The organism is Absicoccus intestinalis (assembly GCF_033971885.1).
GTDB lineage: Bacteria > Bacillota_I > Bacilli_A > Erysipelotrichales > Erysipelotrichaceae > Absicoccus > Absicoccus intestinalis.
Window position 1 is genome coordinate 35,569 of record NZ_JALBUS010000010.1, and the last position, 16,782, is coordinate 52,350.

The following is a 16,782-nucleotide window of genomic DNA, read 5'->3' on the forward strand; positions in this document are numbered from 1 at the left end:
AGAAAGAGCCTAACAGCCCTTTCCATCTAAACCACAAGCTTGACCTTCTTGTACCGGTTCTGCTTTTAAATACCCACGCCAATCGCGTGTCCATGTCCCATCATCCAAGACCAATGTAGGAATCCCAATCTGTCCTTTTTCCTTCACTTCATCATATTGTGGATCTTGATCACGATGTTGAAGAAACATCTTTAAATTTGCCAATGAAGCATTGATATCGACAAACTCATAATCGATTCCCTTTTTATCACAGAAATTTTTTGCCTCGATACAATGTGGACAAAGATTTGAACCAATGATTTTCATAAGGTACCTCCTGGTTTTACTATACCAAATATCCAAATATAGCTCTATTTAAATGCTCATAGTTTTCCTACTAAATCGATGCCTGGTCGAAGTGTTTTTGACCCTGGCTTCCAATTCGCTGGACACACTTCACTTCCATGGTCTCGAACAAATTGACAAGCCTCTACTTTGAGCAAAAGCTCAGCCGCATTGCGTCCCACACTACCAGAACTCACTTCATACGAAACGATCTTGCCATCGGGATCAATAATAAATGTGCCTCGTTCGGCGACACCATCCACTTCGATCAGAACCTGGAATGCTCTAGCAAGCTGATGGGTCGGATCCCCAATCATTGGATAGGTTACTTTGGCGATAGCTTCTGAATGATCATGCCATGCTTTGTGTACATACTCGGTATCACAAGATATGGCATAGATCTCACAGCCAATTTCTTTCAATTGTTCATAATGATCTTGTAGATCTTCTAGTTCGGTCGGACAAACGAATGTGAAATCTGCTGGATAAAAGAAGAATACATTCCATTTTCCTAGAAGCTGTGCTTTCGTGATTTCTTTAAATGTATCATCTACATATGCTTGGACCGAAAAATCGGAAACTTCCGTATTGATCATTGACATATTATTCCTCCATTAGTGATTGGGAGATCATCCAGATTGCTTTACTATACAAAGCAATCAATGCATCCATGGTTGGTGACACCAAGACATCTCCTTCGGCTTGAATGGCTTTGGCTTGGTTGCATAGTTCTGTAAAATCCGCTTGTAGAGCAACCAATACATCTTTACCAGATACATAACCATGCTCAGCTTCCTTGATCGTTGATAATTCTTGGAATTCAGAAAGAGTGGATACTGGTTCTTGTCCAACCATCAACATCGTTTCAGCTACGGTATCGATTTGTTCGGCAATTTCGTCATAATACGATTCCAACTGTGTATGTAAGGTAAAGAAATTCGATCCTTTCACATACCAGTGATACGCTTGCAACTTATGATAAAAAACTTCTAAACTACTTAATAATTGATTCATGTTTATCTCCTTTCCGGTTATCAAACTTCTTTGTGTTTATATAATATTCTTTTGTTTTAAAGTTTTATAGTAATATTATCTTTATTTTTTGCATTATTTTACATTTTATGTAAATATAGATATATGGAAACATTCACTTTTGAAAGCCTGCCTGTCACTTTGACAGAAAGAGAAATTAACACTACGATCCCTCATCAAGAATTAGCGCATTGGCACGATACTCTTGAACTCATCCAAGTCAAAGAGGGACAAATGCATTGCCATGTCAATGAATCGGATTTCTTATTAAAAAAAGGCGATATTTGTATCATCAATCAAGATCAGGTTCATCGAATCTACAGTAAGGAAGGGGCTTGTCTTGTTCATACCCTTTCGGTGGATCCGATGATGTTAACTTCGATCCATGATCTTTTTCATACTTTGATCTTGCCCATCATCTCAGATCCTGATTTTACCCATATTCGAATGCATGGACGCAATAGTCATGCCCATCTGATTTCGAATTTGATGAATGATCTACAAACATTAGCCCAAGAAAAACCATCTGGATATGCTCTTCAGGCCTTAGCCTATGTATCGATGATCTTGCGTCAAGTCTATATCGTACATAACGATGGACCGCTCGAATCTGAACATGATGAAGATCTTCGAATTCAGAAAAAAATGGCTACCTTTATTTATGAACATTATGGCGAAGCAATTGGACTGAGTGAAATTGCCCAAGCGGGTGGCATCAGTCGTTCGAAATGTTCGACTGTATTTAAAAAATATACGGCAACATCACCCATTGATTTTCTCAATGCCTATCGTTTAGAAAAAGCGGCTGCCCTATTAAAAAACACCCATGCTTCCATTGCCGACATTGCGTTTTCATGTGGATTCAACCAACAAAGTTATTTCAATCGTCTCTTTCTAAGAGAATATGGTATGACGCCTAAAGCGTATCGGAATGCATAAAAAAAACAGGATATTTCATCCTGTTAGTAACAATGGTAGCATGTACGGGACTCGAACCCGTGATACAGCCTTGAGAGGGCTGTGGCTTAACCGCTTGCCGAACATGCCATGTGCCCATTTATTTTATCATAGACACACAAAATTGCAACGTTATTTATGATACAAGAAACAAGTTTCTTCATGCGAATTGATGATGCCACAAGCTTGCAAATAAGAATAGACGATGGTCGTTCCCACAAATTTCATTCCTCGTCTTTTCAGATCTTTTGAGATACGATCCGAAAGATCGGAATGCGTCTTCCCTGTTTCATAGATGATCTTACCATCGGTCCAATGCCAGATATACGCATCAAATGAATGCCACTCTTGTTGAATGGATCGATAAATTTTCGCATTCACAATGGTGGCCTGAATCTTCAAACGATTACGAATGATGCCTGGATCCTGACACAAACGCGCAACATCCGATGCATCATAATGAAGGATCTTCTTGATATCAAATTGATCAAAAGCTTTACGAAAATTTTCTCGTTTATTCAAGACAATTTCCCAAGACAAACCAGCTTGGAAAGTTTCTAAGATCAATAATTCAAATAAGGCCTGATCCTTGTGATGTGGTCGTCCCCATTCCGTATCGTGATAAGCGACATACACTGGATTCTTCGTATTACACCAAGTACAACGATTCATGTTTCCTCCAAAAAAGAGGATATTTCTATCCTCCATATACACTAATTCGATTGATGGCACGAGCCAAAGCTAATTGAGCACGTTTCATATTCGTATTGGGATCTTTTTTATCCAATCGATCTTGTGCACGTTTCGCTGCTTGTTTTGCTCGTTCAATATCAATATCTTTTCGACCTTCGATCGCATCGGTCAAGATCAAACAACGATCCTTTTCAAACTTGGTAAATCCACCAGCCAATGCATAGGGGTCCTCTTGTTTTAAATCCAATCGACAAGGAACCAACGCAGCAAATAAAGGCGTATGATTAGGCAATAAGGTAATTTCACCTTCGACTGTCTTCATATGCACTTGATCCACATCCCTTTCGAGATATGTCCCTCTCGGTGTTACGACCTTGATATGGATCATATTACTCACCAGCTAACTTTTTGGCTTTTTCTACGGCCTCTTCAACCGTACCGACCATCATGAATGCTTGTTCAGGCAAATCATCAAATTCACCCTTTAAGATCCGATCAAAACTATCTACCGTATCTTCTAGTGATACATATTTACCTGGAATTCCCGAGAAAACTTCGGCCACATGGAACGGTTGCGATAAGAAATTACGCACACGACGAGCGCGATTGACAATTCTCTTATCTTCTTCACTCAATTCATCCATACCTAAGATAGCGATGATATCTTGTAACTCTTTGTAACGTTGTAAGATGTTTTGCACACCACGAGCCACACGATAATGTTTTTCACCAACAATCAATGGATCCAAAATTCGTGAACTGGATTCCAATGGATCCACTGCCGGATAAATGCCCAATGCAGCAATGCTACGATCCAAAACAACACGTGCATCCAAATGCGTAAATGCCGTGGCCGGTGCTGGATCGGTTAAATCATCCGCTGGTACATAGACCGCTTGGACCGACGTGATCGATCCTTCATTGGTCGATGTGATACGTTCTTGTAGCTGCCCCATTTCGGTAGCCAGAGTCGGTTGATAACCAGCTGCACTGGGAATACGACCCAATAGCGCACTCACTTCGGAACCAGCTTGAGTAAAACGGAAAATATTATCAATGAACAACAATACATCTTGATGTTCTTCATCACGGAAATATTCGGCCATGGTCAAACCTGTCAATCCGACTCGCATGCGGGCTCCTGGTGATTCATTCATCTGTCCATAGACAAGGACCGTTTTATCCAAAACACCACTATCTTTCATTTCGTTGTACATGTCATTTCCTTCACGAGTACGTTCACCAACACCAACAACGACCGATTTACCACCATGTTCCATCGCAATATTATTGATCAATTCTTGGATCAATACGGTCTTACCGACACCGGCACCACCAAAAAGACCAATTTTACCACCACGCATATATGGCGTTAATAAATCAATGACTTTGATTCCTGTTTCCAATGGTTCACTCTTTGTGGATTGCTCATCAAAGGCTGGCGCCTCGCGATGGATGGGTTTGTATTCCACCCCATTGGGAACATCCCCCAAACCGTCGATTGGACGACCTAAGACATTAAACATTCGTCCTAAAACTTGTTCCCCAACGGGTGCCAAGATTGGATGACCCGTATCAATCGCTTCCATTCCCCGAACTAAACCATCTGTTGATCCCATGGAAATACAACGCACTTGATCGGCACCAATGCCCTGTGCTACTTCTAAAACCAAAGTATCGGCATCTTTTCTTGGTACTTCAATGGCCGTTAATAAATCAGGTAAATGATCTTCAGAAAATGCGACATCGACAACCGGGCCAATGATCTGTACAATTTTTCCTATATTCTGATTCATCCATTACCTCCTCATGATAAAGCATTCGCCCCACCAACAATATCAATGATTTCATTGGTGATTGCCGCCTGACGCGCCTGGTTATATGCCAACATCAATTCATCATGCAGCTCATCGGCATTATCCGTTGCCGCTTCCATTGCCATACGACGAGACGCTTGTTCACTCGTTTTCGATTCCAAAAATCGAGCATAAACAGCTGATTTGACAGCCATCGGAATGATTTGTGCCAACATTTCTTCTTGATCGGGCTCAAAATCCGTCATCTGTTTGGCACCTTCTTCTACTTCTTTTTTTATTTTCTGCTTTTGAACCGGCAATATCGTTTCCAACGTAGGAACATATGTTAAAACGTTCTTAAAATGCGTATACAAGACCTGGATCTTACCAATTTCACCAGCTTCAAATCGTTTCAAAGCATCATTCAATAATTTTGATACGATTTCATAGGCATTATCCATATTCAAATTTTCTACGCTCTTATACAACATCGTATGATTGGATCTTGCCCACGTACAACCATTGGCACCAATCATCACAAGTTCATCCTTTGCATGTGCCTGGACCATCCGCAAGATATTCGCATTATAGGCCCCACACAATCCCATATCCGACGTGAAAACAATGACCAGATTCGGTTTGTTTTTATTTTCTTTTAAATAAATGGAATCATCTGCACTCGAACGAACCGCAAAAGCCAATAAATCTTCCAAACCATTCGCATATTCACGGTTTTCTTCCATCCGACGACGTTGTTTGGTCAGCTCTGTGCTCGCAATCAACTGCATGACCCGCGTGATCTTACGGGTAGACTCGACCGATCGAATTCGTGATTGTATCGCCTGTCTACTCTGCGCCATAGGAATGACCCTCAGCTACTGAAAAAACTTGACCAAACGCGGTTAACGCTGTATTGATCGTTTTTTCCAATTCATCATCCAGTTGACCCTTTTGATTAATTTGATCCAAGATATTGGGATACTCCGCTTTGATGTACGACAACATATCCGTCTCATATTGACTCAAAGCATCCATATCAATACTATCTACATAACCATGTTGGGCAGCATACAACACCATGACCTGTTCACTGACTGGCATCGGTTGATATTGTTTCTGTACCAACAAATGTTCCAAACGTGCCCCATGATCTAAGATCTTTTTTGTGGTTGGATCCAGATCCGAACCAAAACGCGCAAAGGCTTCCATTTCATGATATTGGGCTAGATCCAATTTCAAAGAACTCGACACCTGTTTCATTGCTTTGATCTGAGCGGCTGAACCCACTCGAGAAACCGATAATCCACTGTCTACGGCTGGACGAAGTCCCTCATTAAACATATCCGTCTTTAAAAAGATCTGACCATCCGTGATTGAAATGACATTGGTTGGAATATAGGCCGAAATATCACCAGCTTGCGTTTCAATGATTGGCAAAGCGGTCAACGATCCATTTCCATAGTCTTCATTCAACCGTGCAGCACGCTCCAATAAACGTGAGTGCAAATAGAATACATCACCTGGATAGGCCTCTCGTCCTGGTGGACGACGAAGCAATAAAGACAAAGTACGATAGGCCACAGCATGTTTTGACAAATCATCATAGATGATCAACACATCTTCGCCATTTTCCATCCATTCTTCACCCATGGCACATCCAGCATAGGGTGCAATATATTGTAACGGTGCCGAATCCGAAGCCGTTGCGACCACAACCGTTGTATAGGCCATGGCCCCTGTTTGCTTCAACTTTTCAACGATCTGTGCAACCGTACTGGCTTTTTGACCAATCGCCACATAAATACATTTCACATTGGTATCCATTTGATTCAAAATGGTATCGATCGCGATTGCGGTCTTTCCCGTTTGACGATCGCCAATGATCAACTCACGCTGACCACGACCAATAGGAATCATAGAATCAATGACTTTTAGACCCGTTTGTAGGGGAACCGAAACACTTTTACGCGTAATGACACCAGGTGCTACTCGTTCAACCGGACGCGTCTTGTTGTATTCGATTGGCTCTTGCCCATCAATCGCCTGTCCTAAGGCATTGACAACACGACCCAATAAACCATCGCCAACCGGTACTTCCACAATGTGACCGGTTCGCTTTACAGCATCGCCCTCTTTGATATCGGGGTCTTCTCCCAACAAAACGACACCAACATTTTCTTGTTCCAAGTTCATGACCATGCCATACACATCATGAGGAAACAGCAACAATTCACTCATCATCGCATTGCGAAGACCATAAACGGTCGCAATTCCATCACCAATACTGATGACCGTGCCACTTTCTGTCATTTCTAGATCCTGGTCGATATTTTGAATTTGGGCTTTGATCAGTTTACTGATCTCTGCGGGATTTAAACTCATAGTACCACCTCTAGCTTTTCTTAATTTGTTCTTTCATTTCATTTGCCCTAGCCAACACCGTATTGTCTAGTACAAAATCGGCCGTTTGAACTTTCAATCCAGCAATCAACTTTGGATCCACTTTCACATCCAGTTCAACCGTTTTATGCAAACGCTTAGACAAGACCTTCTTTAGATCTTCGACTTGTTTAGCATCTAAAGAAGCAGCCGAATAAACTTCGACCATCTCAATATGATGATACTTGTCATAACATTTCTTATAGGCTTGATAGATTTCCGGAATATATGCACACAAATCATGTTGATTCAACACACGAAGATAACGAAAAACAACAGGATCCACGGCTTTTTCAAAGCACGCCGAAAGAATTTGTTCCTTCTGTTCTCGCTTGATTTTCGGATGTTTCAAGACTGCAACCAGTTCTTGATCCGACATCCATACACTCGCGCACGCTTTCAACTGATCTAAATAGATGGCATCTTTTTGGGATTCGATACCAATTTCAAATAAAGCCTGTGCATAGGGCATCATATCTATCATTGTTGATCTCCTGCCTTAGCCAAGAAATCATCCACAAACTTGCGCTGTGTGGATTCATCCATTTCCTTATCGACCAACTTTTTCGCGGCTTCAATGGCGACATCGCTGATTGCCTCTTTCATTTCATCCTGCGCCTTCAAACGATCTCGGTCTATATCTTCCTGCGCCTTCGCTTTGATACGGGCAGCTTCCGAATTGGCTTGATCCAAGATTTCTTTTTTCTGTTGTGTCGCATTGGCACGCGCCGTCTCAATGATCACATGCGCATCTTGTCCCGCATGTTGCATCTGTACATCGTACTTCTCTTTTTGTGCCAACGCGGCTTTTTTCAAATCTTCACTCGAATCAATATTGCCCTGGATCAAATCTTGACGCTTCTTCACAAAAGCTAAGATCTTATCCCAAAAAAAATGTTTCGCAAACAATACAATCAAGACTGTGGAGATCAATGTCATGACCATATCTTGCAGATTGATACGCAGGTAGTTCGCTACGTTAAAATCAATCATAACACCTATGCCGCCTTAACAAAGATCAAAAGAATCGCAATGACCAAGGAATAGATACCTGTAGTTTCGGCTAAGGCGATACCTAATACCATGGTTGAGTTGATCTTGGATTGTGCATCCGGATTACGACCAACAGCTTCCGCACCACGACTGGCCGCAATACCTTGACCAATACCAGGGCCTAAACCAGCAATCATCGCAATTCCTGCGCCTAAACAAGCCATACCTTTCACAAATTCTTCATTAAACATAAAATATTGTCCTCCTTTTGTTTATTTAGTCCGTTGGCGCTACTTGTTCTCCTAAGAAATAAGAACCCAACGTAAAGAAAATAAATGATTGAATAAATGCCGAGAAACAATCAAAATACATGTGCAAAAATGGCGTTGCGATATACCCAAGCACACCCCACGGCATCGTGATCTTCATCAATGTATAGACCAACATCATGATGATGTATCCGGCCAGCATGTTTCCAAACAAACGCATCGTCAAAGAAATAACCGGTGCTACTTCACCAATCAAGTTCAATGGATATAAGAACCAAAACGGTTGTGCCCATTCCTTCAAACGCGATACAAGACCCGCCTTTTTAATTCCATATGCCTGTACCATCACAAATAAGCTCAAAGCCAAGGTTCCATTGAAGCTCACATTGGATGTTGGATTTTGTAGACCAAGAAGACCCATTAAGTTACTAGCGATCATCATAAAAAACAACGTACCAAAAATAGGCAGATACTCCCATGTTTTTTCCCGTAAATTCGGTTTGATGACATACATGATCGCATTGAGCATCTCTTCTGCTACATATACCACACCCGTTGGTTTCTTTGAAGGATCGGCTTGATCAATTTTCTTGCCAGCAACATAGAAGAAGATCGCAAACAAAATGCATAAACAAAACCACACCAAGATGGATTGTTGGATCTCCAAATGAAAACTTCCCATTTGGATCTCTAATGCACTAACTTGCTCTCCCATGATGATCCTCCTTATCTATTTGTGCATAAGCCAAAAGACTGGCTTTATGCATTAAAAACCCAACCAATACACCAAGAATCGAAAGATGCATCCAAGCACAAATCACCAAGATCAAACCATACATAGTATAGCGAACCACATATCCTTTTTGACCTTGTGCCTTGCCATCTTCCATAGATAAAGATTGCGTCAAACGAACAATCGAACAATAACCTAGCAATCCCATCCCTAGACCAATTCCAATGCTGCATGCCACTTTTCCATCAAAGAAAACCCAGCCAATCAAAGCGGCTACGATGCCAAACAAAAGTGATGTGCGAACAACGAAATCCGTCATTTTCTGCATGGCATCCATTACTTCGTACCGAAAATTCGATCGCCTGCATCTCCTAAACCAGGAATGATATATCCATGCTCATTCAAACGCTCATCCAAAGCAGCTAAATATAGATGTACATCTGGATGCGCTTTTTCCACGGCATTGACCCCTTCAGGGGCCCCAACCAAACAAACCAAACGAATCGATTGGGCGCCATGGGCCTTGGCCATATCAATCGCGGCTATGCTTGAACCACCGGTTGCCAACATCGGATCAACGATGATCACTTCGGATTCTGGAAAATCTTTTGGATATTTTTCAAAATACACTTGTGGTTGTAACGTCTCTTCATTACGGAACATACCAACATGCGCTACTTGAGCCGTTGGAATCAAATCCATGATGCCCGAAACCATACCTAAGCCGGCTCGCAAGATGGGCATGATCACAACCTTCTTAGCCAATTCCTGACCGACATAAGGGGCCATAGGCGTTTCAATTTGAATATCTCGAGTTGGTAGATCGCGCGTCACTTCATACACCATCAAGCCACCAATTTCATCTAAATTCTGACGAAAATCTTTCGTTCCGGTATTCTTGTTTCGCATGATCGTCAATTTATGACGAATCAATGGATGATTAATCACTGTTAACATTTGTTTCTTTTCTCCTATTCAACATCTTACAATTATCTATTTTAAACAAAGAAAAAAGCGTTTTCAATACAACACTTTTCCAATTGTGCATACATCAAATTGATTGGCTGCTCGCAAGCGAATGCCTGCATGTGTCGATCCCTGCTTACGAAACGCATCCTCTAAAACATCCAATGCCAATTGCGGATGATTTGCTTCCTGCGAAAGATGCGCCAAAACAATTTCCTTGGTTCTTGTATTGACTACCTGCATCAAATTATGCGCAGAATCCTCATTGTTCAAATGGCCATCATCCCCTAAGATCCGCTGTTTGATAAACATGGGGCGGCTTGTCTGCATGAGTTTTGCCACATCATGATTGCTTTCGAAAATATAATAATCCGCATCCTGTAAGTATTCTTTTTCTTCATTGGGAACAAAACCCGTATCGGTGATATAAACCAACTTTTGGGTTTGCGTTTCGATCACATAGCCCACTGTCTTTGGCGCATCATGCGATAAACGAATAACCCGAATATGAAAATCTCCCAAATCAAACGTTTCATTGGGACATACCACATGATGCTCTTTCAAATCATCGATTTCGCAATAGGAATACACTGGTAAATGCGCCACATCCTTGATCCGTGATATATGATCCTTATGCGTATGTGTGATTAGTACTCCATCACTGTCATTGATATCTGCCTGCACTTGATCAAAAGCTTTCGCCAAATATTTTTTGGTTGAGCCACAATCAATCAAGAGCTGTGAATGCGCGCTCCGAATCAAACAACTATTTCCTTTCGATCCCGAACACAATAAATCAATGCGCATAAATATCATCTCCTTGACTGGCATAATTCGTAAAGCGCGACAAACTCTTTTCAAACGCTAAATGAATCTTGCCAATGGCACCATTTCGATGTTTTGCCAACGAAAGATCAACCACTTCCGTATCACTTTCCTCTTCTTTATCCTTTTCATAATAGTTTTCACGATATAAAAACATGACAATGTCCGCATCCTGTTCAATGGAACCTGATTCACGCAAATCCGATAATTGCGGTTCATGATCCGTTCGTTCTTCCACTTTTCGTGATAACTGGGATAGCGCGATAACGGGACAATCCATTTCTTTCGCTAAGATCTTTAAATTACGTGAAATATCCGACACCTCTTGTTGACGAGATTCTTGACGTCCACCCGTGATCAATTGCAGATAATCGATGACAACTAAAGAAAGTTGGCCATGTTCACTCTTTAATTTCCGACACTTCGAAAAGATTTGTGATACCCGGATGCTCGAAGTATCATCGATATAAATTTCGCGTTCGCTTAAATGCGAAGCTGCTGCATTTAACTTCGACATATCCGACTCATTCAAATGACCACTACGTAACTTATCGGCATACACACGGCTTTCACAACTCAACAAACGCTTCATCAAACTATCACTTGGCATTTCCAAAGAAAACATCGCCACACAACCGGCATTGCGCTTGGCCACTTGATTCAAAAAATTCAATGCCAAAGCCGATTTTCCCATGGCTGGACGAGCCGCGAGAATAATAAGATCCCCTCTTTGAAAGCCATTGGTGATCCCATCCAGATCCGTAAATCCAGTTTTGATTCCAGTAACACCTTCATGATTGCGTAATTCATTTAATTCCGCAATGACTCGATTACTGATTTCGCGACTCGATTCAAATTCCGCACCACGACGAACCCGGGTCACATCCATGATTGAACGTTCGGCTTGATCCAATACCGCATCGATATCACTGCTATCTGTATAAGCTAAATTCGTGATCGCATCACTGGTTTGGATCAAACGACGCAATTGCGCTTTATTTTTTATCTCTTCAATATAAGAAGGGACAATCGATGGGCCAATCGCTGTATCCACCAAAGAGACAATATAATCTGCCCCTCCAGCACTTGCCAATTGATCCTGATCTTGGAGTCTTGTCATCACCGTGATTTGATCAATGGGTTTACCTTGTTCATGAAGGTCAAACATCGTTTGATACAGACGCTGATGAGCAGGCAAATAAAATTCTTCCGCTTCTAGGTCGGCATCCAAACACATCGTGAAAACTTCGGGCCACATCATCATAGCTCCCAAAAGTGCGCACTCTAATGGTTGACTATTGGGTAACTCGCGCACCATGGCTTACCCCTTTTGGCGAACTTTTACGACGATTTCGCCAATGACCTGATTCCGATACAGATCAACTTTGACACGCGTAGTTCCTAAACTCGAAATGGGTGCATCCAATTCAATTTTTCGTTTATCAATTTGAATGCCTTTCTTTTGTAAGGCAGCCACAATATTCTTGGTCGAAACAGACCCAAAAACTTGGCCATTGGCCCCTGCATTCAACAAAAATTCAACGGGTGTGTTTTCCAATTGTTCTTTAATGGCTTCGGCCTCTTTTTTTAATTCCGCCTCTTCTTCTTTACGCACTTCCATTTGTTGATCCAATACTTTTTTGGATCCCTTGGTATACGCTACGGCATACCCATTCTTGATCAAATAGTTGCGTGCATACCCATCACTCACTTCTTTGACTTCATCTTTTTTTCCTAATTTACGAATATCTTTAAGCAAGATTACCTTCATCCTGTTCTTCCTCCTTCTGTAATACTTCCAATAATATGGTCTTGCATTCATTTGGTGTTAAATCATTTCGCTCCACGGCAGCCGCCGAAAAATGGCCACCCCCCTGCAATTGCTCCATGATCTTTTGCACATTGAATCGACCCAAACTTCGAGCGGAGACAGCTGTTACTTTTTCTTTGCCTTTTAAAGGTGCAATCACAAACGATGCATAACAGCCTTTGACCAAGGTCAACGATTGTGCTGCTTTCGCTAACATGGTCTTATCTTGTGGCTCATCCACACAAACAACCATAAAATGACCATATTGTTTGGCTTGATCGATCAAATGATTTTTAGTTTTAAATTCATCAAAATTCACGCAAAGTGCCCGTTCTGCCAAGTTTCCATTGGCACCCCACGAACGCAAAGCAGCCGCCGCTTCAAAAGTACGCGAATCCGTATGCATCTTAAAACGATTGGTATCGACTAAAATACCCAAATACATGATGGTTGCTTCGGTTTCATAGATAGGAATATGATTAGGAACATTTTGCATCAATTCAACGATCAATTCACAAGTCGAACTAGCGCCACTTTCCACATACGCTAATTTCGCATTGGAAACAAAATGATCCCCGCGACGATGATGATCGATCACGATCACATTCTTACAAAGTTCTTCAAATTTTTGAGCACTTGAAATTGCACCTACTCCATGGTCTACCATGATCAACAAATCATTCTCCAGATCCATCATTTCATAGGCTTCATCTGGAGAAACAAATGTATGACGATCTAAGATCGTTTGATGATAATGATCCATCGTTTCCTGAAGTTGCGCATCACGAGGTACATTCTTTAATACGATATAAGCGGATTTTCCTAAAGATTTGACCCAGGCCGAAACGCCTAAGGCAGCTCCCATACAGTCAAAATCCGAATCGACATGTCCCGCAATAAAAACTTTTGGTGCATCTTTGATCGAACTTTGGATCGTTTGCCCCATGGTATGTACACGCACCTTCGAACGACTGGAAGCACTTTCACTGTTGCCCCCAATATAACGAACCGAACCATTCGCATTGCGGAAAGCCACTTGATCCCCACCACGCGATTGCGCCAATTCAATCAATTCATTGACCATGCGATCCAGCTTGGTAAAATCATTGGTCCCATACGCAAAAGCCATGCTTAAGGACATCGATACATCCAATTTATCGGCTTCATCCTTGATGATTTGTAAGATGGCAAAATTTTCAGCTTGAAGTGCCTTAAAGATTTCACGATTTAAAACCAAGAAGAAACGATCCGATCGCAAGCGTCGAATCAAGATACCATGATCATGGGCCCATTGAACGACGGGAACACGCAAATGCGTATTGATCAAAGCCATCATATCTTCACTTTCATAGCTTTGGTACTCCATATAGTTATCCAATTGGATCAAGCCAACCACAATACTATTTTGTTCATAGATCTTGGATAATTTTTTGTATTTAGTGACATCCCGCACATATAACACATTGGATTCTTCCGCCCGAATGATTTCATAATACGAATCTTGATAACGACCAATGATCGCATCCACTTTATCTTCGAACAAATGACGAATATCCCGAATCCAAGCTGTTGCTTTTTTATTGACAATATCAATGTTGCGTTTCTTAAAAAAATCCGATGCCCAAGTAACGACATATTCATCATCATAGGTCAATAGACCAATATTGCCAAAATTCAGAGCGCCTTTGGCATCTTTTCCTAAAAAGCGCGAAATATCCACTTCCGTCTTGACGCCTTGTTTGTGAACTGTCGACCAAAACCCATAAAAAGCAGCAAGGAAAAGCAAAATAATGACAAACAACATGCCTGCTTCCCATCGATAGCCACCATTGATTTCATAAACAATAAAAATGACAGAGGCAATACTTGCGAAAATGATCAATGAAATCCATTTTTGAAAATCTTTCATACTACTCCCTCGAGTCTAATTGTTGTCGGGCTCGCAAGCCACATAGACAATCCAAAAGGCCCGCTACGACCCAGATGCCATTCACAATTGGAATAAAGGCACCTATAATGGCAAAAAAAGCCCATTTTCTTTGCGATTTTTGAATCACTTTATTCATAAAATATAAAACACCGAAATAATCCAAGACCATTAGATCTAAAATGGCGAGCACTTGGAGCAAATCGGTAATATCTACGCTTAAGTGTAACACATTCTGGCTAAAAAGGTATAAAACACACATGAGGATCGAAAGAATGCCAAACCAACGAGGTGGCAACATCTTGGTGATGGGTTTGATAGGTACCATATCAATTTTTAAGCGCATGCAGATCATCAATCCAACCATATGGATAGCTAAAGCTTCCATTGTACCCAATACGATCACAAACAAGAAAACCAAAACACGCAAATGAATAGTTGGGAATAAAGCAACAATGTCTTTAAAATCCGTATTCACATCATACCCAAAAATGCCTGCCCATAAGTAAATGATCAAAGCCGTCGCAATGATCGACAGGATCGCCGTCAATAAAAAATTACTCATATGACTTCGTTTATGATAAACGCCAGATCCATATAAGTAACCAATCAAGATCGCCGACCAACTATAAAACCAAGTGGTAAAACCACCAAATAAAAAAGTCATCAAGATCATTGCCAGGGAGACGATACCACCTCCATAGTTGCCATACATCGATGTATAAATCAGGATTGGAAAAGCAAAAAGCCAATTGGCCGATGTTTCAATGGTCAATGCGGTTTGTTGATTCAAAAATAATAATAAGCCATAAATGGCACACATCATTGCGCCACGAGTAATTTGTTTAGTGTCCATATTCATATTCTACCATAACATAAAAAAAGATGCTCATTGAGCACCTGATTAATCAACGACATAAGGCAATAAAGCCATTTGACGAGCACGCTTGATTGCTTTCGCAAGCATTCTTTGATATTTTGCACGTGTTCCCGTTACGCGTCTAGGAATAATTTTTCCATTCGCATTGATAAAACGTTTTAATAATTCAACATCTTTATAATCAATGTATGTGATCTTATTTTTTGTGAAGTAACAAACCTTTTTACGGCCCATACGTTGTTTTCTAAATGCCATGTTATCCTTTCCTTTCTAGAATGGTAAGTCATCACTCGCAATATCGAGTGTATCATTTTCATCAAATGAAGTATCAAAAGAAGAATCCATTGGTTGTTGCGGTTGTGGTTGGCTTGGCATTGGATTCGAATTATAGCTTGTCGCATTTTGTTGCGATTGAGCACGCGATTCCAAGAACGTAAAATTATCAACAACAACTTCTGTCACATAGACACGCTGTCCTTGTTGATTTTCATAATTTCGTGTTTGCAGACGTCCATCCACACCAATCAAAGATCCGCGATGTAAATATTGTGCCATGGTTTCAGCTTGGCGATTCCATGCGACACAGTTGATAAAATCAGCTTCCGGCTGACCTTCTCGGCGAAAATTACGATCAACAGCCAAAGTAAACGATACAACCGAAGTTCCACTTTGCGTTCTACGTAATTCCAGATCTCTTGTCAAGCGACCCGTTAATACGACACGATTGATCATGATCTACCTCTTACTTCTTTTCGTCTTCTGTTTTTACAACCATGATACGGATAATACTATTGCTAATACGAGCTAAACGTTGATATTCAGCAATACCTTCATTATTGGCAGTTACATTCACAACTGCATAATGTCCTTTTTTCATGTGATCGATTTCATACGCAAATTCTTTGATTCCCCAATCATCGAATGAATCAATGGTTCCACCATTTTCAGTGATTGTGTTGTTCAAACGATCCGTTACCTTTTGGAACTGATCATCATCTAAAGATGCGTTGACAATGTACATGATTTCGTATTTTTTCATGTGTACACCTCCCTTTGGTCTTTTGGTTTCTATGCGAAACAGAGAGCAAGCGCAAACTTGCTCTGTAATAGTAGCACTTATTTCCTTTGGTTGCAAAGA

Annotated in this window: 23 protein-coding genes and 1 tRNA gene; 1 reads left to right on the forward strand and 23 read right to left on the reverse strand. The window is 41.0% G+C overall.

All coding sequences use genetic code 11. The features are described from left to right. Window positions 1-9 precede the first annotated feature (9 nt). From MOZ64_RS07395 to MOZ64_RS07405, 3 genes are read right to left on the reverse strand one after another with little or no spacing between them, the layout of a single operon-like run. Complete coding sequence (locus tag MOZ64_RS07395) at window positions 10-306, reverse strand: glutaredoxin domain-containing protein (RefSeq protein WP_320325940.1); 297 nt, start codon at window positions 304-306, stop codon at window positions 10-12. Between the two features lie 56 nt (window positions 307-362). Then, window positions 363-926 (reverse strand): alkyl hydroperoxide reductase subunit C, encoded by a 564-nt coding sequence (gene ahpC / locus MOZ64_RS07400; protein WP_320325941.1) that lies wholly within the window; start codon window positions 924-926, stop codon window positions 363-365. Between the two features lies 1 nt (window position 927). Beyond that, window positions 928-1,338, reverse strand: a complete 411-nt coding sequence (locus tag MOZ64_RS07405; RefSeq protein WP_320325942.1) for a Dps family protein — start codon at window positions 1,336-1,338, stop codon at window positions 928-930. Window positions 1,339-1,461: 123 nt separating this feature from the next. On the opposite strand from MOZ64_RS07405, the gene MOZ64_RS07410 reads away from it, so the two are divergent. Further along, complete coding sequence (locus MOZ64_RS07410; protein WP_320325943.1) at window positions 1,462-2,295, forward strand: AraC family transcriptional regulator; 834 nt, start codon at window positions 1,462-1,464, stop codon at window positions 2,293-2,295. Between the two features lie 33 nt (window positions 2,296-2,328). On the opposite strand, the gene MOZ64_RS07415 is transcribed toward MOZ64_RS07410, so the two are convergent. The 20 genes from MOZ64_RS07415 to rpsF all read right to left on the reverse strand — a co-directional run bounded on the left by MOZ64_RS07415 (window position 2,329) and on the right by rpsF (window position 16,683). Then, window positions 2,329-2,403 (reverse strand) — tRNA-Glu (locus MOZ64_RS07415). 42 nt (window positions 2,404-2,445) lie between these two features. Next, on the reverse strand, window positions 2,446-2,985 hold the full coding sequence (locus MOZ64_RS07420) for a DNA-3-methyladenine glycosylase I (RefSeq protein WP_320325944.1): 540 nt from the start codon (window positions 2,983-2,985) through the stop codon (window positions 2,446-2,448). A gap of 25 nt (window positions 2,986-3,010) precedes the next feature. Next, on the reverse strand, window positions 3,011-3,394 hold the full coding sequence (atpC, locus tag MOZ64_RS07425; protein ID WP_320325945.1) for an ATP synthase F1 subunit epsilon: 384 nt from the start codon (window positions 3,392-3,394) through the stop codon (window positions 3,011-3,013). A 1-nt stretch (window position 3,395) separates the two neighbouring features. Beyond that, window positions 3,396-4,802: a F0F1 ATP synthase subunit beta gene (gene atpD / locus MOZ64_RS07430; protein ID WP_320325946.1), complete on the reverse strand. Its 1,407-nt coding sequence runs from the start codon at window positions 4,800-4,802 to the stop codon at window positions 3,396-3,398. An 11-nt stretch (window positions 4,803-4,813) separates the two neighbouring features. Continuing rightward, the gene (gene atpG / locus MOZ64_RS07435; RefSeq protein WP_320325947.1) at window positions 4,814-5,662 is read right to left on the reverse strand and encodes an ATP synthase F1 subunit gamma; all 849 of its coding nucleotides are present in this window, start codon (window positions 5,660-5,662) and stop codon (window positions 4,814-4,816) included. Further along, entirely contained in the window at window positions 5,649-7,184 is a 1,536-nt protein-coding gene (atpA, locus tag MOZ64_RS07440) for a F0F1 ATP synthase subunit alpha (RefSeq protein WP_320325948.1), read from the reverse strand. The genes atpG and atpA overlap by 14 nt, the downstream gene beginning before the upstream one ends. Window positions 7,185-7,194: 10 nt before the next feature. Beyond that, on the reverse strand, window positions 7,195-7,725 hold the full coding sequence (gene atpH, locus MOZ64_RS07445; protein ID WP_320325949.1) for an ATP synthase F1 subunit delta: 531 nt from the start codon (window positions 7,723-7,725) through the stop codon (window positions 7,195-7,197). Then, a complete protein-coding gene (gene atpF, locus MOZ64_RS07450; RefSeq protein ID WP_320325950.1) occupies window positions 7,722-8,234 on the reverse strand; it encodes a F0F1 ATP synthase subunit B in 513 nt (170 codons plus the stop codon). Before atpF ends, atpH begins: the two co-directional genes overlap by 4 nt. 5 nt (window positions 8,235-8,239) lie before the next feature. Continuing rightward, the gene (atpE, locus tag MOZ64_RS07455) at window positions 8,240-8,485 is read right to left on the reverse strand and encodes an ATP synthase F0 subunit C (RefSeq protein WP_128520107.1); all 246 of its coding nucleotides are present in this window, start codon (window positions 8,483-8,485) and stop codon (window positions 8,240-8,242) included. Between the two features lie 25 nt (window positions 8,486-8,510). Continuing rightward, window positions 8,511-9,218, reverse strand: coding sequence for a F0F1 ATP synthase subunit A (atpB, locus tag MOZ64_RS07460; protein ID WP_320325951.1), 708 nt, complete (start codon window positions 9,216-9,218; stop codon window positions 8,511-8,513). Next, window positions 9,202-9,564 carry an ATP synthase subunit I gene (locus MOZ64_RS07465; protein ID WP_320325952.1) on the reverse strand — a complete coding sequence of 121 codons (363 nt, stop codon included), beginning with the start codon at window positions 9,562-9,564 and terminating at the stop codon, window positions 9,202-9,204. The genes atpB and MOZ64_RS07465 overlap by 17 nt, the downstream gene beginning before the upstream one ends. Window positions 9,565-9,572: 8 nt before the next feature. Beyond that, window positions 9,573-10,193 carry a uracil phosphoribosyltransferase gene (upp, locus tag MOZ64_RS07470; RefSeq protein ID WP_320325953.1) on the reverse strand — a complete coding sequence of 207 codons (621 nt, stop codon included), beginning with the start codon at window positions 10,191-10,193 and terminating at the stop codon, window positions 9,573-9,575. Window positions 10,194-10,256: 63 nt separating this feature from the next. After that, window positions 10,257-11,009: an MBL fold metallo-hydrolase gene (locus MOZ64_RS07475; protein WP_320325954.1), complete on the reverse strand. Its 753-nt coding sequence runs from the start codon at window positions 11,007-11,009 to the stop codon at window positions 10,257-10,259. Next, window positions 10,999-12,345, reverse strand: a complete 1,347-nt coding sequence (dnaB, locus tag MOZ64_RS07480; RefSeq protein ID WP_320325955.1) for a replicative DNA helicase — start codon at window positions 12,343-12,345, stop codon at window positions 10,999-11,001. Before dnaB ends, MOZ64_RS07475 begins: the two co-directional genes overlap by 11 nt. A gap of 3 nt (window positions 12,346-12,348) precedes the next feature. Then, window positions 12,349-12,798 (reverse strand): 50S ribosomal protein L9, encoded by a 450-nt coding sequence (gene rplI, locus MOZ64_RS07485; RefSeq protein ID WP_320325956.1) that lies wholly within the window; start codon window positions 12,796-12,798, stop codon window positions 12,349-12,351. Beyond that, window positions 12,779-14,746, reverse strand: a complete 1,968-nt coding sequence (locus MOZ64_RS07490) for a GGDEF domain-containing protein (protein ID WP_320325957.1) — start codon at window positions 14,744-14,746, stop codon at window positions 12,779-12,781. Before MOZ64_RS07490 ends, rplI begins: the two co-directional genes overlap by 20 nt. 1 nt (window position 14,747) lies before the next feature. Beyond that, window positions 14,748-15,620, reverse strand: a complete 873-nt coding sequence (locus tag MOZ64_RS07495) for a YybS family protein (protein ID WP_320325958.1) — start codon at window positions 15,618-15,620, stop codon at window positions 14,748-14,750. A gap of 48 nt (window positions 15,621-15,668) precedes the next feature. Next, the gene (rpsR, locus tag MOZ64_RS07500) at window positions 15,669-15,899 is read right to left on the reverse strand and encodes a 30S ribosomal protein S18 (protein ID WP_128520116.1); all 231 of its coding nucleotides are present in this window, start codon (window positions 15,897-15,899) and stop codon (window positions 15,669-15,671) included. Between the two features lie 15 nt (window positions 15,900-15,914). Further along, entirely contained in the window at window positions 15,915-16,376 is a 462-nt protein-coding gene (gene ssb, locus MOZ64_RS07505) for a single-stranded DNA-binding protein (protein WP_320325959.1), read from the reverse strand. 10 nt (window positions 16,377-16,386) lie between these two features. Beyond that, window positions 16,387-16,683 (reverse strand): 30S ribosomal protein S6, encoded by a 297-nt coding sequence (rpsF, locus tag MOZ64_RS07510; protein WP_320325960.1) that lies wholly within the window; start codon window positions 16,681-16,683, stop codon window positions 16,387-16,389. Window positions 16,684-16,782: the final 99 nt, after the last annotated feature.

Coding starts and splice junctions, on each gene's coding strand:
- MOZ64_RS07395 (WP_320325940.1), bottom strand. CDS start 306: ATGAAAATCATTGGTTCAAATCTTTGTCCACATTGTATCGAGGCAAAA.
- ahpC (WP_320325941.1), bottom strand. CDS start 926: ATGTCAATGATCAATACGGAAGTTTCCGATTTTTCGGTCCAAGCATAT.
- MOZ64_RS07405 (WP_320325942.1), bottom strand. CDS start 1,338: ATGAATCAATTATTAAGTAGTTTAGAAGTTTTTTATCATAAGTTGCAA.
- MOZ64_RS07410 (WP_320325943.1), top strand. CDS start 1,462: ATGGAAACATTCACTTTTGAAAGCCTGCCTGTCACTTTGACAGAAAGA.
- MOZ64_RS07420 (WP_320325944.1), bottom strand. CDS start 2,985: ATGAATCGTTGTACTTGGTGTAATACGAAGAATCCAGTGTATGTCGCT.
- atpC (WP_320325945.1), bottom strand. CDS start 3,394: ATGATCCATATCAAGGTCGTAACACCGAGAGGGACATATCTCGAAAGG.
- atpD (WP_320325946.1), bottom strand. CDS start 4,802: ATGAATCAGAATATAGGAAAAATTGTACAGATCATTGGCCCGGTTGTC.
- atpG (WP_320325947.1), bottom strand. CDS start 5,662: ATGGCGCAGAGTAGACAGGCGATACAATCACGAATTCGATCGGTCGAG.
- atpA (WP_320325948.1), bottom strand. CDS start 7,184: ATGAGTTTAAATCCCGCAGAGATCAGTAAACTGATCAAAGCCCAAATT.
- atpH (WP_320325949.1), bottom strand. CDS start 7,725: ATGATAGATATGATGCCCTATGCACAGGCTTTATTTGAAATTGGTATC.
- atpF (WP_320325950.1), bottom strand. CDS start 8,234: ATGATTGATTTTAACGTAGCGAACTACCTGCGTATCAATCTGCAAGAT.
- atpE (WP_128520107.1), bottom strand. CDS start 8,485: ATGTTTAATGAAGAATTTGTGAAAGGTATGGCTTGTTTAGGCGCAGGA.
- atpB (WP_320325951.1), bottom strand. CDS start 9,218: ATGGGAGAGCAAGTTAGTGCATTAGAGATCCAAATGGGAAGTTTTCAT.
- MOZ64_RS07465 (WP_320325952.1), bottom strand. CDS start 9,564: ATGCAGAAAATGACGGATTTCGTTGTTCGCACATCACTTTTGTTTGGC.
- upp (WP_320325953.1), bottom strand. CDS start 10,193: ATGTTAACAGTGATTAATCATCCATTGATTCGTCATAAATTGACGATC.
- MOZ64_RS07475 (WP_320325954.1), bottom strand. CDS start 11,009: ATGCGCATTGATTTATTGTGTTCGGGATCGAAAGGAAATAGTTGTTTG.
- dnaB (WP_320325955.1), bottom strand. CDS start 12,345: ATGGTGCGCGAGTTACCCAATAGTCAACCATTAGAGTGCGCACTTTTG.
- rplI (WP_320325956.1), bottom strand. CDS start 12,798: ATGAAGGTAATCTTGCTTAAAGATATTCGTAAATTAGGAAAAAAAGAT.
- MOZ64_RS07490 (WP_320325957.1), bottom strand. CDS start 14,746: ATGAAAGATTTTCAAAAATGGATTTCATTGATCATTTTCGCAAGTATT.
- MOZ64_RS07495 (WP_320325958.1), bottom strand. CDS start 15,620: ATGGACACTAAACAAATTACTCGTGGCGCAATGATGTGTGCCATTTAT.
- rpsR (WP_128520116.1), bottom strand. CDS start 15,899: ATGGCATTTAGAAAACAACGTATGGGCCGTAAAAAGGTTTGTTACTTC.
- ssb (WP_320325959.1), bottom strand. CDS start 16,376: ATGATCAATCGTGTCGTATTAACGGGTCGCTTGACAAGAGATCTGGAA.
- rpsF (WP_320325960.1), bottom strand. CDS start 16,683: ATGAAAAAATACGAAATCATGTACATTGTCAACGCATCTTTAGATGAT.